At 73.7% G+C, this 18,670-nt stretch carries 20 protein-coding genes; 11 read left to right on the top strand and 9 right to left on the bottom strand.

Annotated features, from left to right (window positions below; translation table 11 throughout):
• Positions 1-26: 26 nt before the first annotated feature.
• Genes RLT58_RS32430 through RLT58_RS32420 form a run of 3 tightly spaced genes read right to left on the bottom strand, consistent with a single transcriptional unit; the run spans position 27 to position 3,657 of the window.
• On the bottom strand, positions 27-2,597 hold the full coding sequence (locus tag RLT58_RS32430; protein WP_311313915.1) for an ABC transporter permease: 2,571 nt from the start codon (positions 2,595-2,597) through the stop codon (positions 27-29).
• Positions 2,594-3,370 carry an ABC transporter ATP-binding protein gene (locus RLT58_RS32425; protein ID WP_311313914.1) on the bottom strand — a complete coding sequence of 259 codons (777 nt, stop codon included), beginning with the start codon at positions 3,368-3,370 and terminating at the stop codon, positions 2,594-2,596. The genes RLT58_RS32430 and RLT58_RS32425 overlap by 4 nt, the downstream gene beginning before the upstream one ends.
• Entirely contained in the window at positions 3,367-3,657 is a 291-nt protein-coding gene (locus tag RLT58_RS32420) for an SHOCT domain-containing protein (protein WP_311313913.1), read from the bottom strand. Before RLT58_RS32420 ends, RLT58_RS32425 begins: the two co-directional genes overlap by 4 nt.
• 188 nt (positions 3,658-3,845) lie before the next feature.
• On the opposite strand from RLT58_RS32420, the gene RLT58_RS32415 reads away from it, so the two are divergent.
• The 4 genes from RLT58_RS32415 to RLT58_RS32400 are packed head-to-tail and all read left to right on the top strand — an operon-like array spanning position 3,846 to position 6,353.
• Positions 3,846-4,415, top strand: a complete 570-nt coding sequence (locus RLT58_RS32415) for a TetR/AcrR family transcriptional regulator (protein WP_311313912.1) — start codon at positions 3,846-3,848, stop codon at positions 4,413-4,415.
• 33 nt (positions 4,416-4,448) lie between these two features.
• Positions 4,449-4,847: a (R)-mandelonitrile lyase gene (locus RLT58_RS32410; protein ID WP_311313911.1), complete on the top strand. Its 399-nt coding sequence runs from the start codon at positions 4,449-4,451 to the stop codon at positions 4,845-4,847.
• A gap of 10 nt (positions 4,848-4,857) precedes the next feature.
• On the top strand, positions 4,858-5,442 hold the full coding sequence (locus RLT58_RS32405) for a DUF4865 family protein (RefSeq protein ID WP_311313910.1): 585 nt from the start codon (positions 4,858-4,860) through the stop codon (positions 5,440-5,442).
• Complete coding sequence (locus RLT58_RS32400; RefSeq protein WP_311313909.1) at positions 5,436-6,353, top strand: phosphotriesterase family protein; 918 nt, start codon at positions 5,436-5,438, stop codon at positions 6,351-6,353. Before RLT58_RS32405 ends, RLT58_RS32400 begins: the two co-directional genes overlap by 7 nt.
• On the opposite strand, the gene RLT58_RS32395 is transcribed toward RLT58_RS32400, so the two are convergent.
• Positions 6,350-7,564 carry an ROK family protein gene (locus RLT58_RS32395; protein WP_311313908.1) on the bottom strand — a complete coding sequence of 405 codons (1,215 nt, stop codon included), beginning with the start codon at positions 7,562-7,564 and terminating at the stop codon, positions 6,350-6,352. The genes RLT58_RS32400 and RLT58_RS32395 overlap by 4 nt on opposite strands.
• Positions 7,565-7,804: 240 nt before the next feature.
• On the opposite strand from RLT58_RS32395, the gene RLT58_RS32390 reads away from it, so the two are divergent.
• From RLT58_RS32390 to RLT58_RS32375, 4 genes are all read left to right on the top strand, one after another.
• The gene (locus RLT58_RS32390) at positions 7,805-8,923 is read left to right on the top strand and encodes an MFS transporter (RefSeq protein WP_311314720.1); all 1,119 of its coding nucleotides are present in this window, start codon (positions 7,805-7,807) and stop codon (positions 8,921-8,923) included.
• 78 nt (positions 8,924-9,001) lie between these two features.
• Positions 9,002-9,373, top strand: a complete 372-nt coding sequence (locus RLT58_RS32385; RefSeq protein ID WP_311313907.1) for an SCO4225 family membrane protein — start codon at positions 9,002-9,004, stop codon at positions 9,371-9,373.
• 21 nt (positions 9,374-9,394) lie between these two features.
• Positions 9,395-10,150, top strand: a complete 756-nt coding sequence (locus RLT58_RS32380; RefSeq protein WP_311313906.1) for a maleylpyruvate isomerase family mycothiol-dependent enzyme — start codon at positions 9,395-9,397, stop codon at positions 10,148-10,150.
• Between the two features lie 65 nt (positions 10,151-10,215).
• A complete protein-coding gene (locus RLT58_RS32375; RefSeq protein ID WP_311313905.1) occupies positions 10,216-10,527 on the top strand; it encodes a DUF6332 family protein in 312 nt (103 codons plus the stop codon).
• On the opposite strand, the gene RLT58_RS32370 is transcribed toward RLT58_RS32375, so the two are convergent.
• The 3 genes from RLT58_RS32370 to RLT58_RS32360 form a co-directional block, all read right to left on the bottom strand.
• On the bottom strand, positions 10,488-11,153 hold the full coding sequence (locus tag RLT58_RS32370) for a response regulator (protein WP_311313904.1): 666 nt from the start codon (positions 11,151-11,153) through the stop codon (positions 10,488-10,490). The two genes, RLT58_RS32375 and RLT58_RS32370, sit on opposite strands and share 40 nt — an antisense overlap.
• Positions 11,150-12,478, bottom strand: coding sequence for a sensor histidine kinase (locus tag RLT58_RS32365; protein ID WP_399131983.1), 1,329 nt, complete (start codon positions 12,476-12,478; stop codon positions 11,150-11,152). Before RLT58_RS32365 ends, RLT58_RS32370 begins: the two co-directional genes overlap by 4 nt.
• Positions 12,479-12,587: 109 nt before the next feature.
• Positions 12,588-13,313, bottom strand: coding sequence for a TetR/AcrR family transcriptional regulator (locus RLT58_RS32360; RefSeq protein ID WP_311313902.1), 726 nt, complete (start codon positions 13,311-13,313; stop codon positions 12,588-12,590).
• Between the two features lie 143 nt (positions 13,314-13,456).
• Between RLT58_RS32360 and RLT58_RS32355 the strand changes: the two genes are divergently transcribed.
• Positions 13,457-13,918: a nitroreductase family deazaflavin-dependent oxidoreductase gene (locus RLT58_RS32355; protein ID WP_311313901.1), complete on the top strand. Its 462-nt coding sequence runs from the start codon at positions 13,457-13,459 to the stop codon at positions 13,916-13,918.
• Positions 13,919-13,966: 48 nt separating this feature from the next.
• On the opposite strand, the gene RLT58_RS32350 is transcribed toward RLT58_RS32355, so the two are convergent.
• The gene (locus RLT58_RS32350; RefSeq protein WP_311313900.1) at positions 13,967-15,181 is read right to left on the bottom strand and encodes a geranylgeranyl reductase family protein; all 1,215 of its coding nucleotides are present in this window, start codon (positions 15,179-15,181) and stop codon (positions 13,967-13,969) included.
• A gap of 183 nt (positions 15,182-15,364) precedes the next feature.
• Between RLT58_RS32350 and RLT58_RS32345 the strand changes: the two genes are divergently transcribed.
• Both RLT58_RS32345 and RLT58_RS32340 read left to right on the top strand, forming a co-directional pair.
• Positions 15,365-16,729, top strand: a complete 1,365-nt coding sequence (locus RLT58_RS32345) for a dipeptidase (RefSeq protein WP_311313899.1) — start codon at positions 15,365-15,367, stop codon at positions 16,727-16,729.
• 93 nt (positions 16,730-16,822) lie between these two features.
• Entirely contained in the window at positions 16,823-17,533 is a 711-nt protein-coding gene (locus RLT58_RS32340) for an MBL fold metallo-hydrolase (protein WP_311313898.1), read from the top strand.
• Here RLT58_RS32340 and RLT58_RS32335 read toward each other — a convergent pair.
• Positions 17,492-18,529: an NUDIX hydrolase gene (locus RLT58_RS32335; RefSeq protein ID WP_311313897.1), complete on the bottom strand. Its 1,038-nt coding sequence runs from the start codon at positions 18,527-18,529 to the stop codon at positions 17,492-17,494. The genes RLT58_RS32340 and RLT58_RS32335 overlap by 42 nt on opposite strands.
• Positions 18,530-18,670 lie beyond the last annotated feature (141 nt).

Raw genomic sequence — 18,670 nt, 5'->3', positions numbered from 1 at the left:
GGGCGTCCCGCTCCTGTCCGTCCGGCCTAGTCGGCGGCGATGGCGAGGAGCACGTCCAGCCGGGCCGCCCGGCGGGCGGGACGCAGGCCGGCGAGCGCGCCCGCGGCGATGCCGACGAGGGCGACCACCAGGAGCCGCAGCGGTGGGAGGGCGAAGGCGAACGCCGTGTCGCCCGTGCCTTCGGACGCCTTGACCAGGACCCAGCCGAGGAAGCCGCCCAGCAGCAGGCCCCCGGCCGTGCCGAACGCGGCGACCAGCACGGACTCCCAGCGGACCATGGCCCGCAGCTGCTTCCTGGTCTGTCCGACGGACCGCAGCAGGCCCAGTTCCCTGGTGCGCTCGTGGAGGGCCAGGGTGAGGGTGTTCGCGATGCCGAGGAGGGCGATCAGCACCGCGAGCGCGAGCAGGGCGTAGACCAGGGTGAGCATCATGTCGATGCCGCCGGCCGAGGACTGCGCGTACTCGCTCCGGGTCTGGACGTCCGGGTTCCCGTACGCGGCGGCGGTCTTCTCGACCGCGGCACGGCCGTCGGCAGCCGGGACCCCGTCCTCGAAGGAGACGGCGACGAGCGAGTCGGAGTCCTGCCCTCGGTGGGGCGCCCAGGCCTGACGGGTGATGACGTAGTCCCCGGCCGGCTCCGCCTGCCCGTACACGGCCCGCACGGTGAAGGTCCGCTCCTGGCCGTCGGCGAAGGTGAGGCGCGTGGTGGAGCCGGTGCGCAGACCCCTCCGGTCCGCCTCGTGGCCGGAGACGGCGATCCCGTCCGGGCCGAGGTCCGCCATCGAGCCGTCGGTCCGGCCGAGGTCGAGGACCCTGGCCAGGGCGGCCGGGTCGGTGACCGTGAGGGCGCGTCCGGAGCCGTCGACCTCCGCGACGCCCTTGCCGAGGCCGACGGCCGTGTCCACCTCGGGGAGCCGGGCGACGGCCGGGGCGAGCCGGGGGCTGAGGCCGCTGCCGCCCGCGCCGAAGGAGGGGGCGCTGATGGCGAGGTCACCGGCGAAGGACCGGTCGACGGTCTGGTTCATGGTGGCCTTCAGCGAGGCCCCGAACACCGTGAACAGCGAGACCACCGCGACCCCGGTCATCAGGGCGGTCGCCGTCGACGCGGTCCGCTTGGGGCTGCGCAGCGCGTTGCGCCGGGCGAGGTGCCCGGTGGCGCCGCGCAGCCGGCCGAGCGGCGCGCCGAGGACGCGTACGGCGTACGAGGAGGCGGCCGGGCCGAGCACGACGAAGGCGACGAGCGTCAGGACGGCGCCGGCGCCCGACAGCCAGACGGAGGGGAGGGCGAGCGCACCGGTGAGGGTGACCGCGACAGCGGCGAGGAGCAGCACGAGCCCGGTGTACGCCCGGGTCCGGGAGGCGGCCGAGTCGTCGACCGCGCTCTCGCGCAGGGCGGCCAGGGGTGTGGTGCGTCCGGCGTGGACGGCGGGGACGAGGGCGGAGCCGGCGCAGACGAGCACACCGACCGCGAGCGGCAGCAGCAGGGACACCCCGCTGATGACGAGCGGGCCCTCGGGGAACGGGAAGCCGATGGCCGGGAAGAGCGCCTGGAGCCCGGCGGCGATGGCGATGCCCCCGGCCAGACCGGCCGCGGAGGCGAGCACGCCGACGACGCCCGCCTCGGTCAGGGTCGAGCCGAGGATCTGCCGGCGGGAGGCGCCGAGTGCGCGCAGCAGGGCGTTCTCGCGGGTGCGCTGGGCGACGACGACGGCGAAGGTGTTGTGGATGGAGAAGGTCGCGACCAGCAGCACGATGCCGGAGAACACCAGCAGGAGCGTGGTGAACAGGCTGAGGAAGGCGCCGGAGATCATGTCCTGGTTCTCGGCGGCCGACGCCTGCCCGGTGATGGCCTCGGTGTCCGGGGGCAGCACGGGCCGCAGGGCGTCCACGAGTTCCCGCTGACCGGTGCCTGGTCCGGCCCGCACCTGGATGCTGGACGCCCGGCCGGGCGCGGCGGTGAGGTGCCTCTCGGCGTCGGCGAGGGTCATGCCGGTGTAGGTCACCTGCGCCATGCCGTCCTCGCCGCCGAAGGTGGCCAGGCCGACGACGGTGACGCGGACCGGGTCCGGGGTGCGCAGGACGGTGGTGTCGCCGATCCCGAGTCCGCCCTTGACGGCGGTGCCCCGGTTGACGACGACCTCGCCGGGCGCGGCGGGGGCGCGGCCCTCGGCGAGCCGGTACGGGTTGAGCTGCGGGTCGTCGATCCAGTTCCCGGCGAGGGTGGGCGGCCCCTGGCCGCCGATCGGCTTGCCGTCGGCGCCGATCAGCTGGCCGGCGCCCTGGACGACGGGGGCGGCCGCGGCGACCTGGGGCAGTGCGCGGATGCGTGCGGCGAGTGCGGTGCTCACGGGCTGCCGGGTGCCCTGGGACTCGCCGGAGACGGTGACGACGTTGGTGCTGCGGACGACCGCGTCGGTGCCGCTCGCCGCGTTGCCGAACATCGTGTCGAAGCTCGCGCGCAGGGTGTCCCCCATGACGAGAGTGCCGGTGAGGAAGGCGACGCCCAGCAGGACGGCGGTCAGGGTGCCGGCGAACCGGCGCCGGTGGGTCCGGAGCGAGGAGAGGCTGAGGCGCACGGTGGCGCGGGTGCCGGTCATGGCGTGCCCTGGGTGTTCGGTGCGGGGTCGAAGGCCTTGAGGCGGTCGAGTACGCGTTCGGCGGTGGGGCCCGGCATCCGGTCGACGAGCCGGCCGTCGGCGAGGAAGACGACCTCGTCCGCGTGGGCGGCGGCCACGGGGTCGTGGGTGACCATGACGACCGTGCGGCCGGTCCGGCGGACGGTGCCGCCGAGCAGCCGGAGCACTTCCTGTCCGGAGCGCGAGTCGAGGTTGCCGGTGGGTTCGTCGGCGAAGACGACGTCGGGGGCGCCGGCGAAGGCGCGGGCGACAGCGACGCGCTGCTGCTGGCCGCCGGAGAGTTCACTCGGACGGTGGTGCAGTCGGTCGCGCAGCCCGACGGTGTCGATCAGCTCGTCGAGCCGTGCCGGATCGGGCCGCTCCCCCGCCAGGTCCATGGGGAGCGTGATGTTCTCGGCGACGGTGAGCGTCGGCAGCAGGTTGAAGGCCTGGAAGACGAACCCGACGCGCCGTCTGCGCAGCAGGGTGAGCCGACGGTCGTCGAGGGCGCCGAGTTCGGTGTCTCCGATGAACGCGGAGCCGGAGGTGAGGGTGTCGAGTCCGGCGGCGCAGTGCATCAGGGTGGACTTGCCGGAGCCCGAGGGCCCCATGATCGCGGTGAAACGGCCGGCCGGAAAGCCGACGCTCACCCCGTCCAGGGCCCTCACTTCGGTGCCGCCGGTGCCGTAGGTCTTCACGGCGTCGACGACCCGGGCGGCGGTCGTGGTGCCGGTGGCGGGAACGGTGGTGGTCATGCGGCACCGTCCTTGCCCCGGATGCCGAACTGCTCGTCCAGCACGGAGAGCCGGCGCCAGTACTCGTCCTCGTCGATCTCGCCGGCGGCGAAGCGCCGCCCGAGCAGGGCGATCGGTGAGGGCTCGGCAGGGCCGCCCTGGACGGGCCTGCCCTGCCAGGGGCCGCGCCGGCCGCGCCAGAGGGTGCGGCGCAGGACCGTGACGACGGTGACGATCACGGCCGCCCAGACGAGCGGGAAGAGGAGGACCCACGGTCCGGGTCCGCCGTCGAAGGCCAGGGTGTTCATCTCGGTCAGCTCCTCGGTCGGTGCGGTGCACGTCCTTCGTGTCGCTTCCGAGCCTGTCCCCGGGGAGGGGTCCGCGTCGTCGTACGGGCAGCGGCCGTCCGCGTACCCCCTCGGGAGTAGACGGCGGCCCGGCGGCTGCTCCCGGCCTCCGCTTGCTGGCTGTACCTACTAGTATGTACAGTACGGGCATGAGCACTCCGGACCGTCTGATCGAAGCCACTCGGGAGCTCCTGTGGGAGCGCGGGTATGTGGGTACGAGCCCCAAGGCCATCCAGCAGCACGCGGGCGCGGGCCAGGGCAGCATGTACCACCACTTCTCCGGCAAGCCGGATCTGGCGCTCGCGGCCATCCGGCGCACGGCCGAGGAGATGCGGGAGATGACGGGCCGGCTGTTCGACGCCCCCGGCTCCGCCTACGAGCGCATCGCGGGCTACCTCCTGCGTGAGCGCGATGTGCTGCGGGGCTGCCCGGTGGGCCGGCTGACGATGGACCCGGAGGTCATCGAGAGCGAGGAGCTGCGGGCGCCGGTCGACGAGACGATCGCCTGGCTACGGGGACGGCTGGCCGCGATCGTCCAGGAGGGCCTGGACCGGGGCGAGTTCACGCCGGGCCTGGTGCCCGGTGACATCGCGGCGACGATCGTCGCGACCGTGCAGGGCGGCTATGTGCTCGCCCGCGCCTCGCGCACGACGGACGCCTTCGACGCGGGCGTGCGCGGACTGCTCGCGCTGCTCGCCCCCCGTACCGCAACCGCCTGATCCGCCACCGAACCTCCCGAGGAGCACCCGTACATGCGCATCACCAGGAACCGCCCCGACACCCAGCGGGGTCCGGCCGCGCAGTTCAACGGCCAGGTCTGGCTGGACGAGGTGGCCGCGCCCGAATCGCCGTCCCGGATACGGGCGTTCAGCGTGCACTTCGCCCCCGGCGGGCACACCGCCTGGCACACCCACCCGCACGGTCAGGTGCTCCATGTCACCGAGGGCGAGGGCCTGGTGCAGCGCAGGGGCGGGCCGGTCGAGACGATCCGGGCGGGCGACACCGTGTGGATCGAGCCGGACGAGTGGCACTGGCACGGCGCCTCGCCGCGCGCCTTCATGACCCATCTCGCCCTCGTCGAGGCGGCGGAGGACGGCAGCACCATCCACTGGCACACCGACGCCGCCGTCTCCGACTACCCGGCGGCCTGAGGAGATCACCATGCACGCCATGCAGTACGCGATCACCCTGCCCGCCGACTACGACATGGGCATCATCCGCGAACGGGTGGCGACGAAGGGCCACCTCATGGACGACTTCCCCGGCCTCGGCATCAAGGCGTACCTGATGCGGGAGCAGGGGGAGGACTCCCCGGTCAACGAGTACGCGCCCTTCTATCTGTGGGCCGACCCCGAGGGCATGACCTCCTTCCTCCTGGGAGCCGGATTCCAGGGCGTGGTACGGGACTTCGGCCGCCCGGAGGTGCGGCACTGGACGGGCCTCGCGTACGCCGAAGGGCCCGCGTCGGGCGCACTCCCCCGCGCCGCGACCCGGCGTGTCGCGGCCGTCCCCGACACGGTGGCACCCGCCGACGCCGCCGGGGCCGCACTGGAGGAGAGCCGCCGGCTCGCGAAGGCGCCGGGGGCGGTCGCCACGGCGCTGGCGCTCGACCCGCGCCACTGGGAGCTGGTCCACTTCACCCTCTGGGAGCAACAGCCCGCGCCCGAGGAGCCCGGCGACCGCTACCAGGTGCTCCACCTCAGCCGGCCGGGCCGCGAACGCCTCGAGGCGGTGCCCCGGTGGTAGCCGCGGTCCGCACCGTCCTCGGCGACATCCCGCCGGCGGACCTCGGGGTGTGCGACGCGCACGACCACCTCTTCCTGCGCACCCCCGCGCTGCCGGGCCAGGAACTGGCCGATCCCGCCTCGGCGGCCGAACGGCTGCGCGCCTTCCGCGCGTCGGGCGGCCGGTCCGTGATCCAGTGGACGCCGTACGGGATGGGGCGCGAGGTGGAGGCGCTGGTGGAGCTGTCCCGTGCGACGGGCGCCCATGTGGTGGCGGCGACCGGGCTGCACCAGGCGGTCCACTACCCGGCCGCGCTGCTGGACCGGATCCGCGACGGCCTCGCCGACCTCTTCGTCACGGAACTGACGCGCGGCATCGGCTCCACCACCGTGCAGGCGGGCCTGATCAAGGTCGCGGGCGCCTTCCACACCGTCGACGCGCACGCCCGGCTCACCATGACGGCGGCGGCCGGTGCCCATCACCGGACGGGCGCGCCGATCGCCGTCCATCTGGAGCTGGGCACGGCCGCGCTCGACGTACTCGACCTGCTGTGCGGCGAGTTGGGAGTCCCGCCGCGTCATGTGATCCTCGGTCACCTGGGCAGGTCACCGGACGGTGCCGTCCAGCGGGAGGCCGCGCGGGCGGGGGCCTTCCTCGCGTTCGACGGCCCCTCGCGCGCCCACCACGCGACGGACTGGCGGCTGCCCGATGAGCTGGCGGCCCTGGCCGAGGCGGGTTTCGCCGGGCAGTTGCTGCTGGGCGGCGACACCACCGTGCCGGAGACACCGGGCATGCCGCACCTGCTGCGCCGGCTGCACCCCCGGCTGGAGGAGACGCTCGGCGCGGACACCGTGTCGGCCCTGCTGACGGCCAACCCGGCACGGGCCTTCGCCTTCGGGGCCCCGGCGGGGACGGCCGGGGACACCGCCTAGGCGAGCGCGCCCAGGGGGTCGTCCAGCACCGGCTGCCAGGCCAGCTCCGCCGCCCCGACCAGGCTGTTGTGGTCGAGGGTGCAGGGCAGGATCGGGACGCTTCCGCTGCGGCCCCACAGGCTGCGGTCGGCGACCACGGCCCGCAGCCGTTCGGGGTCGGCGTCGAGCAGGGCGCGGTGCAGCCCGCCGAGGATGATCCGGTCCGGGTTGAGGATGTTGACCAGGCCGGCGAGGCCGAGGCCCAGCCGGTCGATCAGCTCCTCGGCGGCGCGGCGCACCGCCGCGTCGTCGTACTCGTTGCGCAGCAGGTCGCCGGACTGCTTGAGCAGCGACTCCTCGGGGCCGGGGGTGCGCCCGGCGGCGACGAGGAAGGCGAGCGGGTCGGTCTCGACGTCCAGACAGCCCCGGCCGCCGCAGTGGCAGGGGCGGCCCTCGGGGTTGACCGTGAGATGGCCGACCTCCAGGGCGAGCCCGGAACTCCCGGTGTGCAGGCGGCCGTCCAGGACGAGGGCGCCGCCGACGCCCCGGTGTCCGGTGGCCACGCACAGCAGGTGCTGGGCCCCCCGTCCGGCGCCGTGGCGGTGCTCGGCGAGCGCGGCGAGGTTGACGTCGTTCCCGGTGAACGCCGGTCCGGTGATGCCCGCTTCCCGGACGCAGGTGGCGAAGATCTCGCGGACCTGGGCGCCGGCGGGCCAGGCGATGTGCAGCGGGTTGAGCGCGGTGCCCTCCGGCTCGGCGACCGCGGAGGGCACCGCGAGGCCGGCCCCCACGCACCGCAGTCCGCTGTCCCGCAGCAGCCGTGCGCAGTCGTCGACGACCTCGCCGATGACCTGCGCGGGGTCCGCCGTGATGGTGACGCAGCCGGGGGCCGTCGCGACGAGCCGGCCGCCGAGTCCGACCAGCGCGGCCCGGAAGCCGTCCGCGTGGACCTGGGCGGCGACCGCAACCGGGCCGGACTCGCGCACGGCCAGCCGGTGGGAGGGGCGGCCCTGCGAGCCGGCGGCCGAACCGGGGCTGGAGTCGACCTGGATCAGGCCGAGTGCCTCCAGCTCCGCGGCGACCGCACCCGCCGTGGCGCGGGTGACTCCCAGCTCGGAGGTGAGGACGGCGCGCGTGGGCGCGCGTCCGGTGTGGACGAGCTCCAGCGCGGGTCCGAGCGCGCTGCGGCCCCTCTCCAGCTTCGTCCGGGTGGTGGTCGCCTTGCCGTTCATGGGGGCGAGTCTCCCATGATCCGGAGGTGACTTTGACGCCGTGGTGGCCGACTCCGCCCGTGCGCCGCCCGGCGGACGGAACGGTGGGCGGAGCGGTGGGCGGCTGTCTTGCGCCGGTTGTCGGCGGACCCCTATGCTGAGTTTGTGCCGCAACTAAACAAACTGCGGACGGCACTGCCGGGGGGACCGGGCGGCACCACCGCCCCGCCTTCGTCGGCCCGTCTCCGTACCGCGCTGACCGTGTTCTTCGCCCTCGACGGGTTCCTCTTCGCCGGCTGGGTGGTCCGCATCCCGGCCATCAAGCACCAGACCGGCGCCTCGGCCGCCACCCTCGGCCTCGCACTCCTCGGCGTATCCGCCGGTGCCGTGATCACGATGATGCTCACCGGCCGGCTCTGCCACCGCTTCGGCAGCCACCCGGTGACCGTGGTCTGCGGCGTTCTGCTCCCCCTCAGCATCGCGCTGCCCGCACAGACCCACTCGGCCCTCTCGCTCGGCCTGGTCCTGCTGGTGTTCGGCGCCGCGTACGGCGGGATGAACGTGGCGATGAACAGCGCGGCCGTCGATCTGGTCGCCACCCTCCGGCGGCCGGTGATGCCCAGCTTCCACGCCGCGTTCAGCCTCGGCGGGATGATCGGCGCCGGTCTCGGCGGGCTCGTCGCGGGCGGCCTCTCGCCCGCCGCACATCTCCTGTGCCTGACCGGAATCGGTCTGCTCGTCACCGCCTTCACGGGGCCGGTCCTGCTGCGGTATCCCTCACGCAGGCCCGTCCCGGCGACGGCCGACGGCACGGCGCGCCCCCGGCGGCTCGACGGCCGGGCCCGCCGGGTGGTGATCCTCTTCGGCGTGATCGCGCTCTGCACGGCGTACGGCGAAGGCGCCCTGGCCGACTGGGGCGCCCTGCACCTGGAGCAGGATCTGCACGCGCGCCCGGGGATCGCGGCCGCGGGCTACTCCCTGTTCGCCCTCGCCATGACGGCGGGCCGTCTCAGCGGCACCGCCCTGCTCGAACGGCTCGGCCAGACCCGCACCCTGGTCGTGGGCGGCATCGCCGCCGCGGCGGGGATGCTGCTGGGCTCGCTCGCCCCGACCACCTGGCTCGCGCTCCTCGGCTTCGCCGTCACCGGGCTCGGCCTCGCCAACATCTTCCCGGTCGCGGTCGGCCGGGCCGGCGAGCTGGCCGGTCCCGGCGGAGTGGCCGCGGCCTCGACCCTCGGCTACGGCGGGATGCTGCTCGGGCCGCCCGCGATCGGCTTCCTGGCCGACTGGTTCTCGCTGCCCGTGGCGCTGACCACGGTGGCCCTGCTCGCCACGGCGGCCGCCGCCCTCGGCTACGGCGCGCGCAACGCGCACTCATGAGCAGTGAGTAGGCGTACTCAGGCAGGAACGATTCCCCGGACGCACGATGGAGACTCAGCCATTGACGGGGAGCACGCCATGAACAGGCCGGTCATGAACCACCAGCACCTTCGCACACTCGTACGCCTCACGTTCGGCAACGCCGCATCGCTGATCTACCTGGGCGTCGTGGCGGCGACGGCCGTGTTCGTCACCGTGGACACGCTGTTCGTCGCCCACGAGGACGCGTCCTTCGCGGGGGTGTGGCTCTTCTTCCTCGCGGCGCCCACCGTGTTCCTCTTCTTCGTCGGCGGCTCACTGTGGGGTGCGGAGTCGGGCGGTCCCGCCTGGTTCTTCTATCTGGCCCTCGTGGTGTCGGTGCTGCTGCAGTCGCTCGCGCTGGGCTGGTTCGTACGGCTGGTGCGCGGCACCACCGGACGCGGCCGCACGGCCCGTCCCCAGGGCGCCTGATCCCCTGGCACAATCCCTGCCATGAAGATCACGGAGCACATAGGGACCCTGGCCGCCGAGGGCCGGTTGCTGGCGGACGCGGCCGAGGAGGCCGGCACGGGGGCGCCGGTGCCCACCTGCCCCGGGTGGCAGGTGCGCGACCTGCTCAGGCACACCGCGATGGTGCACACCTGGGCCGCCGCCTTCGTGACCGAGGGACACACCTCGTACGTCCCCGACGCCGGGGAGCCCGATCTGGACGGGCCGGAGCTGCTGGCCCGCTTCCGCGACGGGCACCGGCATCTGGTCGAGGCGCTGGAGAACGCCCCGCAGGACCTGGACTGCTGGGCCTTCTTCCCCGCACCGTCCCCGCTGGCCTTCTGGGCACGCCGCCAGGCCCACGAGACGACGGTCCACCGGGTGGACGCGCAGTCCGCGCGGGGCGGCGCCCCCTCCCCCGTGGCGCCCGCGCACGCGCTGGACGGCATCGACGAACTGCTGCGCTGCTTCCACGCCCGCCCGAAGAGCCGGGTACGCACCGAGGTGCCGCGCTCCCTGCGCGTCCGCGCGACGGACACCGGCACGGTGTGGACCGTACGGCTCTCCCCCGAACCTCCCGCCGCCGTGCGCGAGGAGGCCCCGGCCGTGGAGCAGCCCGCCGACTGCGAGCTGAGCGCCCCGGCCGAAACGCTCTACCTGTCCCTGTGGAACCGGCTGCCGCTCACGTCCCTGACGGTGACGGGCGACCCGGACCTGGCCCGGCTGTGGCGCGAGAACTCGGCGGTCACCTGGTCCTGAGGGCGCGGCCCGCACGGGGTGGGGCGGGGTTGTCCGCCGGCCGCCGCGCCTGTGACACTGCGGGCATGGGACAGCGGAGCCAGGCGGATCGCGACGCCATGACCGTCGAGATCGGCTTCGCCGTGCTGACCGGCGGCCTGCTGGCCGGATGCGCCTTCCTGGCGGTCTGCGCTCCCGCTTTCCTGCTGTCGTCGCACGGGGCGGGCCGGGGCCTGATGGTCTTCGCAGGGGCTGTGGCGGCGGTGGTGTTCATGGGGCGCGTCATCGATGTGCTGGGGCGGTTCGGGCGCCGGGACTCAGGGCGTGAGATCGGCCGGGGCGCGCCCCCGGTGCCGGGTCAGCCCAGCCAGCCCGGGCGGACGAGTCCCGACTCATAGGCCAGGACGACCAGTTGGGCCCGGTCGCGGGCGCCGAGTTTCACCATGGTGCGGCTGACATGGGTCTTGGCGGTGAGCGGGCTGACGACGAGGCGGCGGGCGATCTCCTCGTTGGAGAGGCCGATGCCGACCAGGGCCATCACCTCCCGCTCCCGTTCGGTCAGTTCGCTCAGCCCGGACGCGGCGGCCGGCTCCTTGGAGCGGGCCGCGAACTCGGCGATGAGGCGGCGCGTGACCCCCGGGGAGAGCAGGGCGTCTCCCGCCACCACCGCCCGGACGGCCCGCAGCAGTTCTTCCGGCTCGGTGTCCTTGACCAGGAAGCCGGAGGCGCCGGAGCGGATCGCCTCGAAGACGTACTCGTCGAGTTCGAAGGTGGTGAGCATGACCACCTTCACGTCGTGGAGCGCGGGGTCCCCGGTGATGGCGCGGGTCGCGGCGAGTCCGTCGAGGCGCGGCATCCGGATGTCCATCAGGACGGCGTCCGGCCGCAGTTCGCGCACCAGACGGACGGCCTCCTCCCCGTCGGCCGCCTCGCCCGCCACCCCGATGTCCGGCTGGGCGTCCAGCAGGGCCCTGAATCCCGCCCTGACCAGCAGCTGGTCATCGGCGAGCAGTACGCGGATCACGGTGTCTCCTCACGGTGCGCGGCGCCGCCGGAACCGCCGGCCGGCAGCGGTAGCTCGGCGCGTACCCGGAAGCCGCCGTCGGGCCGGGGCCCCGCCTCGATCGTGCCACCGAGGGCGGCGGCCCGCTCCCGCATTCCGGCGAGCCCGTTGCCGCTGCCCCCGGCGTCCGTACCGGTGGCGGGTCCCGCGTCGTCGATACGGAGGCGGAGGCGGCCGGGCCCGTAACCGATCCGGACCTCGGCGGTCCGCGAACCGGAGTGCCGCACCACGTTGGTCAGCGCCTCCTGCACGATGCGGAACGCGGCCAGGTCCGCGCCGGGCGGCACCGCCGGGCGCACCCCGTCGGTCTCGACGGTGACGGTCAGTCCGGTGCTCGCGGCCTGCTGGACCAGTTCGGGCAGCCGGTCGAGGCCGGGGGCCGGGGCCCTGGGGGCGTCTCCGGGCGTCCGGAGGCTGTCCAGGACCTGCCGCACCTCGCCGAGCGCCTCCTTGCTGGCCGCCTTGATGGTGGTGAGGGCGGTGCGGGCCTGCTCGGGGTCGGTGTCGAGCAGCGCGAGCCCGACGCCCGCCTGGACGTTGATGACGGAGATGCTGTGCGCCAGGACGTCGTGGAGTTCGCGCGCCATGCGCAGCCGTTCCTCGTCGGCCCTGCGCTTCTCGGCGGCCTCCCGCTCGGCCCGCCGGTCGGCCCACTGCTCACGGCGTACGCGGACGAACTCCGCGGCCGCCACGATGGCCACCACCCAGGCGGCGACACCCGCCTCCTGTCCCCAGGGCGGAGCCGTGTCGCCGTCCGGGGGCAGCCAGCGGTAGAGCCAGTGCGCGACCAGCAAATGACCGACCCACACCATGGCGACCGCCGACCACGCAGCCCGCCGGTGCCCGGCGACCACGGCGCTGAAGCAGCCCACGGCCACGGCCAGGAACACCGGACCGTACGGGTATCCGGCGCCGAGATAGACCGTCGCCGCGGCCGAGGCCCCGAAGACGGCCAGGACGGGGTGGCGATGACGGAAGAGCAGTACGGCCACGGCGGCCAGCAGGAGCAGCCGGGCGAACAGGTCGAGCGGGGCCTTGTCGTCGAGCTGGCCCCGGGCCGCGATGTTCGAGCCGACCATCACGAAGACGCCGAGCAGGACCGTCGACCGCCAGGGCAGCCGGCCGGCTGACCGCCCCTGCGCACCGGTCAGCCAGCGCGGCGGCTCGCCGTGCCGTCCCCACGGACCGCGCGGGCCGCGGGGCCCGGCTCCGGGCCCGCCCGCCGCAGCCCCTCTCCCGGAGGGGCCGCCGCCTGTCTGTGAGTGCCGCTCGTCCATGCCGGCCACGCTAGACGGCCCCGGCACGCGCGGGCGTCCGCCGGGCGTGGTGATCACCCGTACTCCCTGGGGAGTACGGCGAACGGGGCGGGCGGGGCGGCTGCCTGCGGAATACGGGCTACCGCCGGTTGCCGAGCAGGCCGACCGTGCGGGCCAGCTCCGTGACGGCGTGCCGGAAGAACACCTCGCGGGCCTCCACCACGCGGTTGAACTGGCCGAAGATCTCGAACGACAGCAGCCCGAACAGCTGCGACCACGCCGCGACCAGCGGCGCCGCCACCGCGGGCGGCAGACCGGGGGCCAGGTCGGCGGCGAGCCGTTCGGCCTCCGGCCGCAGCTCGTCGGCGAGCGGCGGCAGGGCGAGGCCCTCCTCGCGGTGGGCGTCCTCGACGATGGCGATGAGGACGAGGCCGACGCGTGAGGCGGGGGCCACGGTGGCCTGCGGCGCGGTGTAGCCGGGCACGGGCGAACCGTAGATCAGCGCGTACTCGTGCGGGTGCGCCAGCGCCCAGTCGCGTACGGCGCACGCGACGGCGACCCACCGGGACAGCGGAGTGGCGTGCCCGCCGACGGGCACGGAGCCGTCGGCGGCGGCCGTGCGGTGGGCCCGCTCGGCGGCTTCGCCCACGGCGTCGTAGGCGTCGACGATCAAGGCCGTGAGCAGTTCGTCGCGGCTGGCGAAGTAGCGGTAGAGCGCGGAGGAGACCATGCCCAGTTCGCGGGCGACGGCGCGCAGCGAGAGCTTCGCCGCGCCCTCGGCGGCGAGCTGTCTGCGCGCCTCGTCCTTGATGGCGGCGGTGACCTCGATACGGGCCCGTTCCCTGGCTCCTCGGACAGCGCTCATGCCGGTCATTCTGCCACGCGATCAGAGCAGTGCCCAATAACGAGAGCACTGCTCTTGCTTTCGAGCGTCTTTCCCGTGCACACTGATCTCAAGCGAGAGCACTGCTCTCCGAAACGTCGCTCGTTCACACCGTGGGGGTCACCATGTCGCAGACATCGCAGCCGTACTACCTCCGGGGCAGCCGGTTCACCGTCCGGATGAACGGAGTCATCGGCTGGCTCGCCCGGCACGGCGTCAGCCTGGTGGGCACCCAGGAACTGTCGGTGCGCGGCCGCAAGAGCGGTCAGATGCAGCGCATCCCGGTGAACCTCCACACCCACGAGGGCGCGTACCACCTGGTCTCGGCGCGGGGCCACTCGCAGTGGGTGCGCAACATGCGGGCCGCCGGCGGCGGCGAGCTGCGGGTGGGCCGCAGGACCCGCGCCTTCGGCGCCGTGGAACTCGCGGACGACGCGCACAAGGCACGCGTGATCCGCACCTACCTGGAGCGGTGGGGCTGGGAGGTCAACCAGTACTTCCAGGGCATCACGGCGAAGTCCGCGGACACCGAGATCCTGGCGGCCTGCCCCGACCACCCGGTGTTCCGGATCACCGTCGGGGACTGAGCGCCGAGGTCCGGGCTCCGGCGCCCGGACCTCGGCAGGGCCCCGTCCCTAGCGGTCCATCGCCGACAGGGCGCGCTGCGCCAGCGGGTGGGAGCGGACCAGCTCGGCCAGCGAGGTCGTTCCCCGGGTGATGCCCGCGAACGCGTTCCACGCCGGGCGGAAGCCGGTCAGCACCGCGTGCAGCAGCCCCGGGCGCCGCTCGAAGAGCTTCAGCATGCGCCGCCCGACGCTCATCTCGACGCCCAGCCCCGCCTTGATGGCGAAGGTGTAGTTCAGCGCCTGGCGGCGGGCGTCCACCGCGTCGTGCGCCTCAGCGACACGCACGGCCCACTCACCGGCGAGCCGGCCCGAACGCAGGGCGAACGAGATGCCCTCGCGCGTCCACGGCTCCAGCAGACCGGCCGCGTCCCCGCACACCAGGACCCGGCCGCGCGAGAGCGGCGAGTCCTCGCTGCGGCAGCGCGTCAGATGCCCGGAGGAGATCTTCGGCTCGAAGCCGGCCAGCCCGAGCCGTGCGATGAAGTCCTCGAGATACCGCTTGGTGCCGCCGCCGTCGCCCCGCGCCGAGATCACGCCTACCGTCAGCGTGTCGCCCTTGGGGAACACCCAGCCGTAACTGCCGGGCATCGGCCCCCAGTCGATCAGCACCCGGCCGGCCCAGTCCTCCGCGACCGTCTCCGGCACGGGGATCTCCGCCTCCAGGCCGAGGTCCACCTGGTCGAGCTTCACCCCGACATGGGCTCCTATGCGCCCCGCACTGCCGTCCGCGCCCACGACCGCGCGGGCCAGGACCGTCTCGCCCCCGGACAGCACCAGCGCGACGGTGCGCCGGTCGGGCACCGCGGCGCCGTGCTGCTCCACCCGGGAGACCGTCGCTCCGGTACGGAGTTCGGCCCCGGCCTTCTGCGCCTCCTCGACCAGCCCCGCGTCGAACTCCGGGCGGTTGATGAGCCCGAAGAGCATCCGGCGCGAACGGCGCGTGCGCGCCAGCCTGCCGTTCAGCGAGAAGGTGACCGCGTGGATCCGGTCCCGCAGGGGCAGTTCGAATCCGGGCGGCAGCGCGTCGCGCGAATACCCGATGATGCCGCCGCCGCACGTTTTGTAACGGGGCAGTTCCGCCTTCTCCAGGAGCAGCACCCGACGGCCGGCTACCGCCGCCGCGTATGCCGCGGAGGCGCCCGCCGGTCCGGCGCCGACTACGACGACGTCCCACACGGACGACTCTTCGTGCTCATGTCCGGCGTCTGCGTTCTCGCTGCTCACGATGTGCTTCTGCTCCCGATCCGACCAGTGGCCCAAGCTGCTCACGGCATCCTACGGCGCGCTGCGGCCGGCCCCCGCTGTGGGAGGATCGGCCGAGTCCCCGTCGTACACGCGATGCCGCACTCCAGGCGTGCATGTACCCGGATACGTACACATAACGTCGCACCTACCAGGAGCGTGCCCATGACCGCCCGTCCGATATCCGAGACCGTCGCCTCGCTGATGCCCCGCGCCAAGGCGGAGCTGGCCGAGCTGGTGGCCTTCCAGTCGGTGGCGGATCCCGCGGTGTATCCGAGGAGCGAGTGCGAGGCGGCCGCCGCGTGGGTCGCCGACGCCCTGCGCACCGAGGGGTTCCAGGACGTCGCGCTGCTCGACACCCCGGACGGCACGCAGTCCGTCTACGGCTTCCTGCCCGGTCCGGCCGGTGCTCCCACCGTGCTGCTCTACGCGCACTACGACGTGCAGCCGCCGCTCGACGAGTCCGCGTGGCTCTCTCCGCCGTTCGAGCTGACGGAGCGTGACGGGCGCTGGTTCGGCCGGGGCTCGGCCGACTGCAAGGGCGGCTTCGTCATGCATCTGCTCGCACTGCGCGCCCTCAAGGCGAACGGCGGGGTGCCGGTGTCGGTGAAGGTGATCGTGGAGGGCTCGGAGGAGCAGGGCACGGGCGGGCTTGAGCAGTACGCGCAGGCGCATCCCGAGCTGCTCGCCGCCGACACCGTCGTGATCGGCGACACCGGGAACTTCCGGGTGGGGCTGCCGACCGTCACCTCGACGCTGCGGGGGATGACGATGCTGCGGGTACAGCTCGACACCCTCGAAGGGAACCTGCACTCCGGGCAGTTCGGCGGGGCCGCGCCGGACGCGCTCGCCGCGATGATCCAGCTCCTCGCCTCGCTGCGGGCCGAGGACGGGACGACGACGGTCGACGGCCTCACGGCGGACGCCCGGTGGGACGGCCTGCAGTACCCGGAGGAGGAGTTCCGCACCGACGCCAAGGTCCTCGACGGGGTCGGGCTGATCGGCACGGGCACGGTCGCCGACCGGATCTGGGCACGGCCGGCCGTGACGGTGATCGGGATCGACTGCCCGCCGGTGGTCGGCGCGACGCCCTCCGTCCAGGCCAGTGCGCGGGCCCAGATCAGCCTGCGGGTGCCGCCGGGCGGGAACGCCGACGAGGCGACGAAGCTGCTGACCGCGCATCTGCTGGCACACACCCCGTGGGGCGCGCGGGTCTCCGTCGAGCAGGTGGGCCAGGGGCAGCCGTTCCGCGCCGACATCACGAGCCCGGCGTACACGGCGATGGCCGACGCGATGCGGGTCGCCTACCCCGGCCAGGAGATGCAGTCCTCCGGCATGGGCGGCTCGATCCCGCTGTGCAACGCGCTCTCCGAGCTGTACCCGGAGGCGGAGATCCTGCTGATCGGACTGAGCGAGCCCGAGGCGCAGATCCACGCGGTGAACGAGAGCGTGTCGCCCGAGGAGCTGGAGCGGCTCTCCGTCACCGAGGCGCTGTTCCTGCGGAACTACGCCGCGTCGAAGGCTGTCTGAGCCGGACCGCCCGGCGTCCGCTACGCGCTGGGCGAAGCTCGCCGAGAGCGTAGATCCATGCGGTGAACGGCCGCTTCTGCGTACGGTCACCGCATGGATCTCGTCGAAGTGCTGCCCCAGTTGCACATGTTCCGCTTCGCGATCGGTCAGGCCTATCTCTGGCGCGACGGGGAGGAACTGACCCTGATCGACGCGGGTGACATCCACGCCGCTGCCGCCGTCGAGGACGCGGTGCGCGGCCTCGGCCACGACCCCGGCCGGATCGCCCGGATCGTGATCACCCACGGCCATCGCGACCACTACGGCGCCGCCCAGGAGCTCGCCGACCGCCACGGCGCGCGGATCCTGGCGCACCGGCTCGACGCACCGGTGATCCGGGGCGAGGAGGAGATCGGCGAACCGGTCCTGCTCGACTGGGAGCGCCCGCTGTACGCGCACGGGCTGACCGTGCCGGTGGCCCCGCCGACCCGGGTCGACACCGAGCTGTCCGACGGGATGGTGCTGCCCTTCGGCGGCGGGGCGCGGGTCGTCCACTCCCCCGGCCACACCCCGGGGTCCATCGGAATCCATCTGCCGGACCACGGGGTGCTGTTCACCGGGGACTGCGTCGCTTCGGTGGAACAGGTGATGCTGGGCGTCTTCAACATCGACCGCGCGCAGGCCGTGGCCTCGTTCCGCCGGCTGGCCGCGCTGGAGGCGGCCACGGTCTGCTTCGGGCACGGCGATCCGCTCACCGCCGACGCCGCGTCCGTCATGCGGGCCTCAGCCGACCGGGACTCCGGCCTCCAGATTGAGCACGGCTGACCGCTCACGGGCGCGCAGGGCCCAGCGGAGCCGTTCGTACCGGGTGGGCGGCAGCAGGGTGGCCGCCTCCTGTTCGGTGACGAACCGCCAGCCGCGCAGTTCGGATCCGGGCAGCAGCAGCCGTGCGGCGTCCGCGCCGGGCAGCAGCCCGCCGTCGAAGAGCAGCCGCAGTCCGCCGTATCCGGGCGGTTCGGGCGCCTCCCAGTCGATGACGAGGAGGCGGGGCACCTGGGGCAGATGGATCCCTATCTCCTCGGCCACCTCCCTGATCCCTGCCTGCGCGGGGGCCTCGCCCGCCTCCACCACTCCGCCGGGGAACTCCCAGCCGGGCTTGTAGGTGGGGTCGACGAGCAGGACCCGGTCGTGTTCGTCGAAGAGCAGCACCCCCGCAGCGACGGTCTCCGCCGTGGGGTCGGGGGTCTGGACGATCTCGCAGGCCGGGGCCGCGCCGCTGCGCACGGCCTCGGCGATGGCCTCGGCGGTCTCGCGGGGTGTGAGCGCGCTGTTGTCGACGGTGTGGGCGTCCCCGGTGATCCAGTCGAGCGCCGAGCGGTAGGGCTCGATGTGCTCGTGGGCCCGCCGTCCGGGCTCCTCGGGGCGCTCCGGGTCGGCGGGGAATTCCGCGCGGCCGGCGATCCGTTGACGCAGGATCGTTTCCTCTGGTGAGAGCAGCACATGGCACACCGGAATGCGCCTGGAGGCGAGCCCTCCGAATATCTCGTCGCGGTACTCCTGTCGCAGCAGCGTCATCGGCACCACCAGGACCCCACCGACCTCGGCGAGCAGGGCCGCCGAGGTGTCGACCACCAGACGCCGCCAGATCGGCAGGTCCTGGAAGTCGGTCACCTCGGCGAGCTTCTTCTGGGGCAGCAGACTCCGCAGCCCCACACCGGTCAGTTCCGGGTCGTAGAAGGTGCTGTTCGGGATCAGATCGATCAGTTCACGCGCGGCGCTGGTCTTGCCCGCGCCGAACGCACCGTTGATCCAGACGATCACGGTTCCCCCTCTTCCGTAGCCCCCTGTGGCTTGCCCGCAACACCCTGCCGCGAAAACACGACTGAGGCGATGCCGTTGCACGAACACGGCCGCGAAGCGACCGGGGCGGCCGGAAGGCGTCCTGGGGCGGCGGCCGTAACG

Origin of the sequence: Streptomyces sp. ITFR-16, from assembly GCF_031844705.1 — a bacterium.
Lineage (GTDB): Bacteria > Actinomycetota > Actinomycetes > Streptomycetales > Streptomycetaceae > Streptomyces.
Note: the sequence above shows the minus strand (reverse complement) of the source record. Positions and strands in the feature narration are given on the sequence as shown.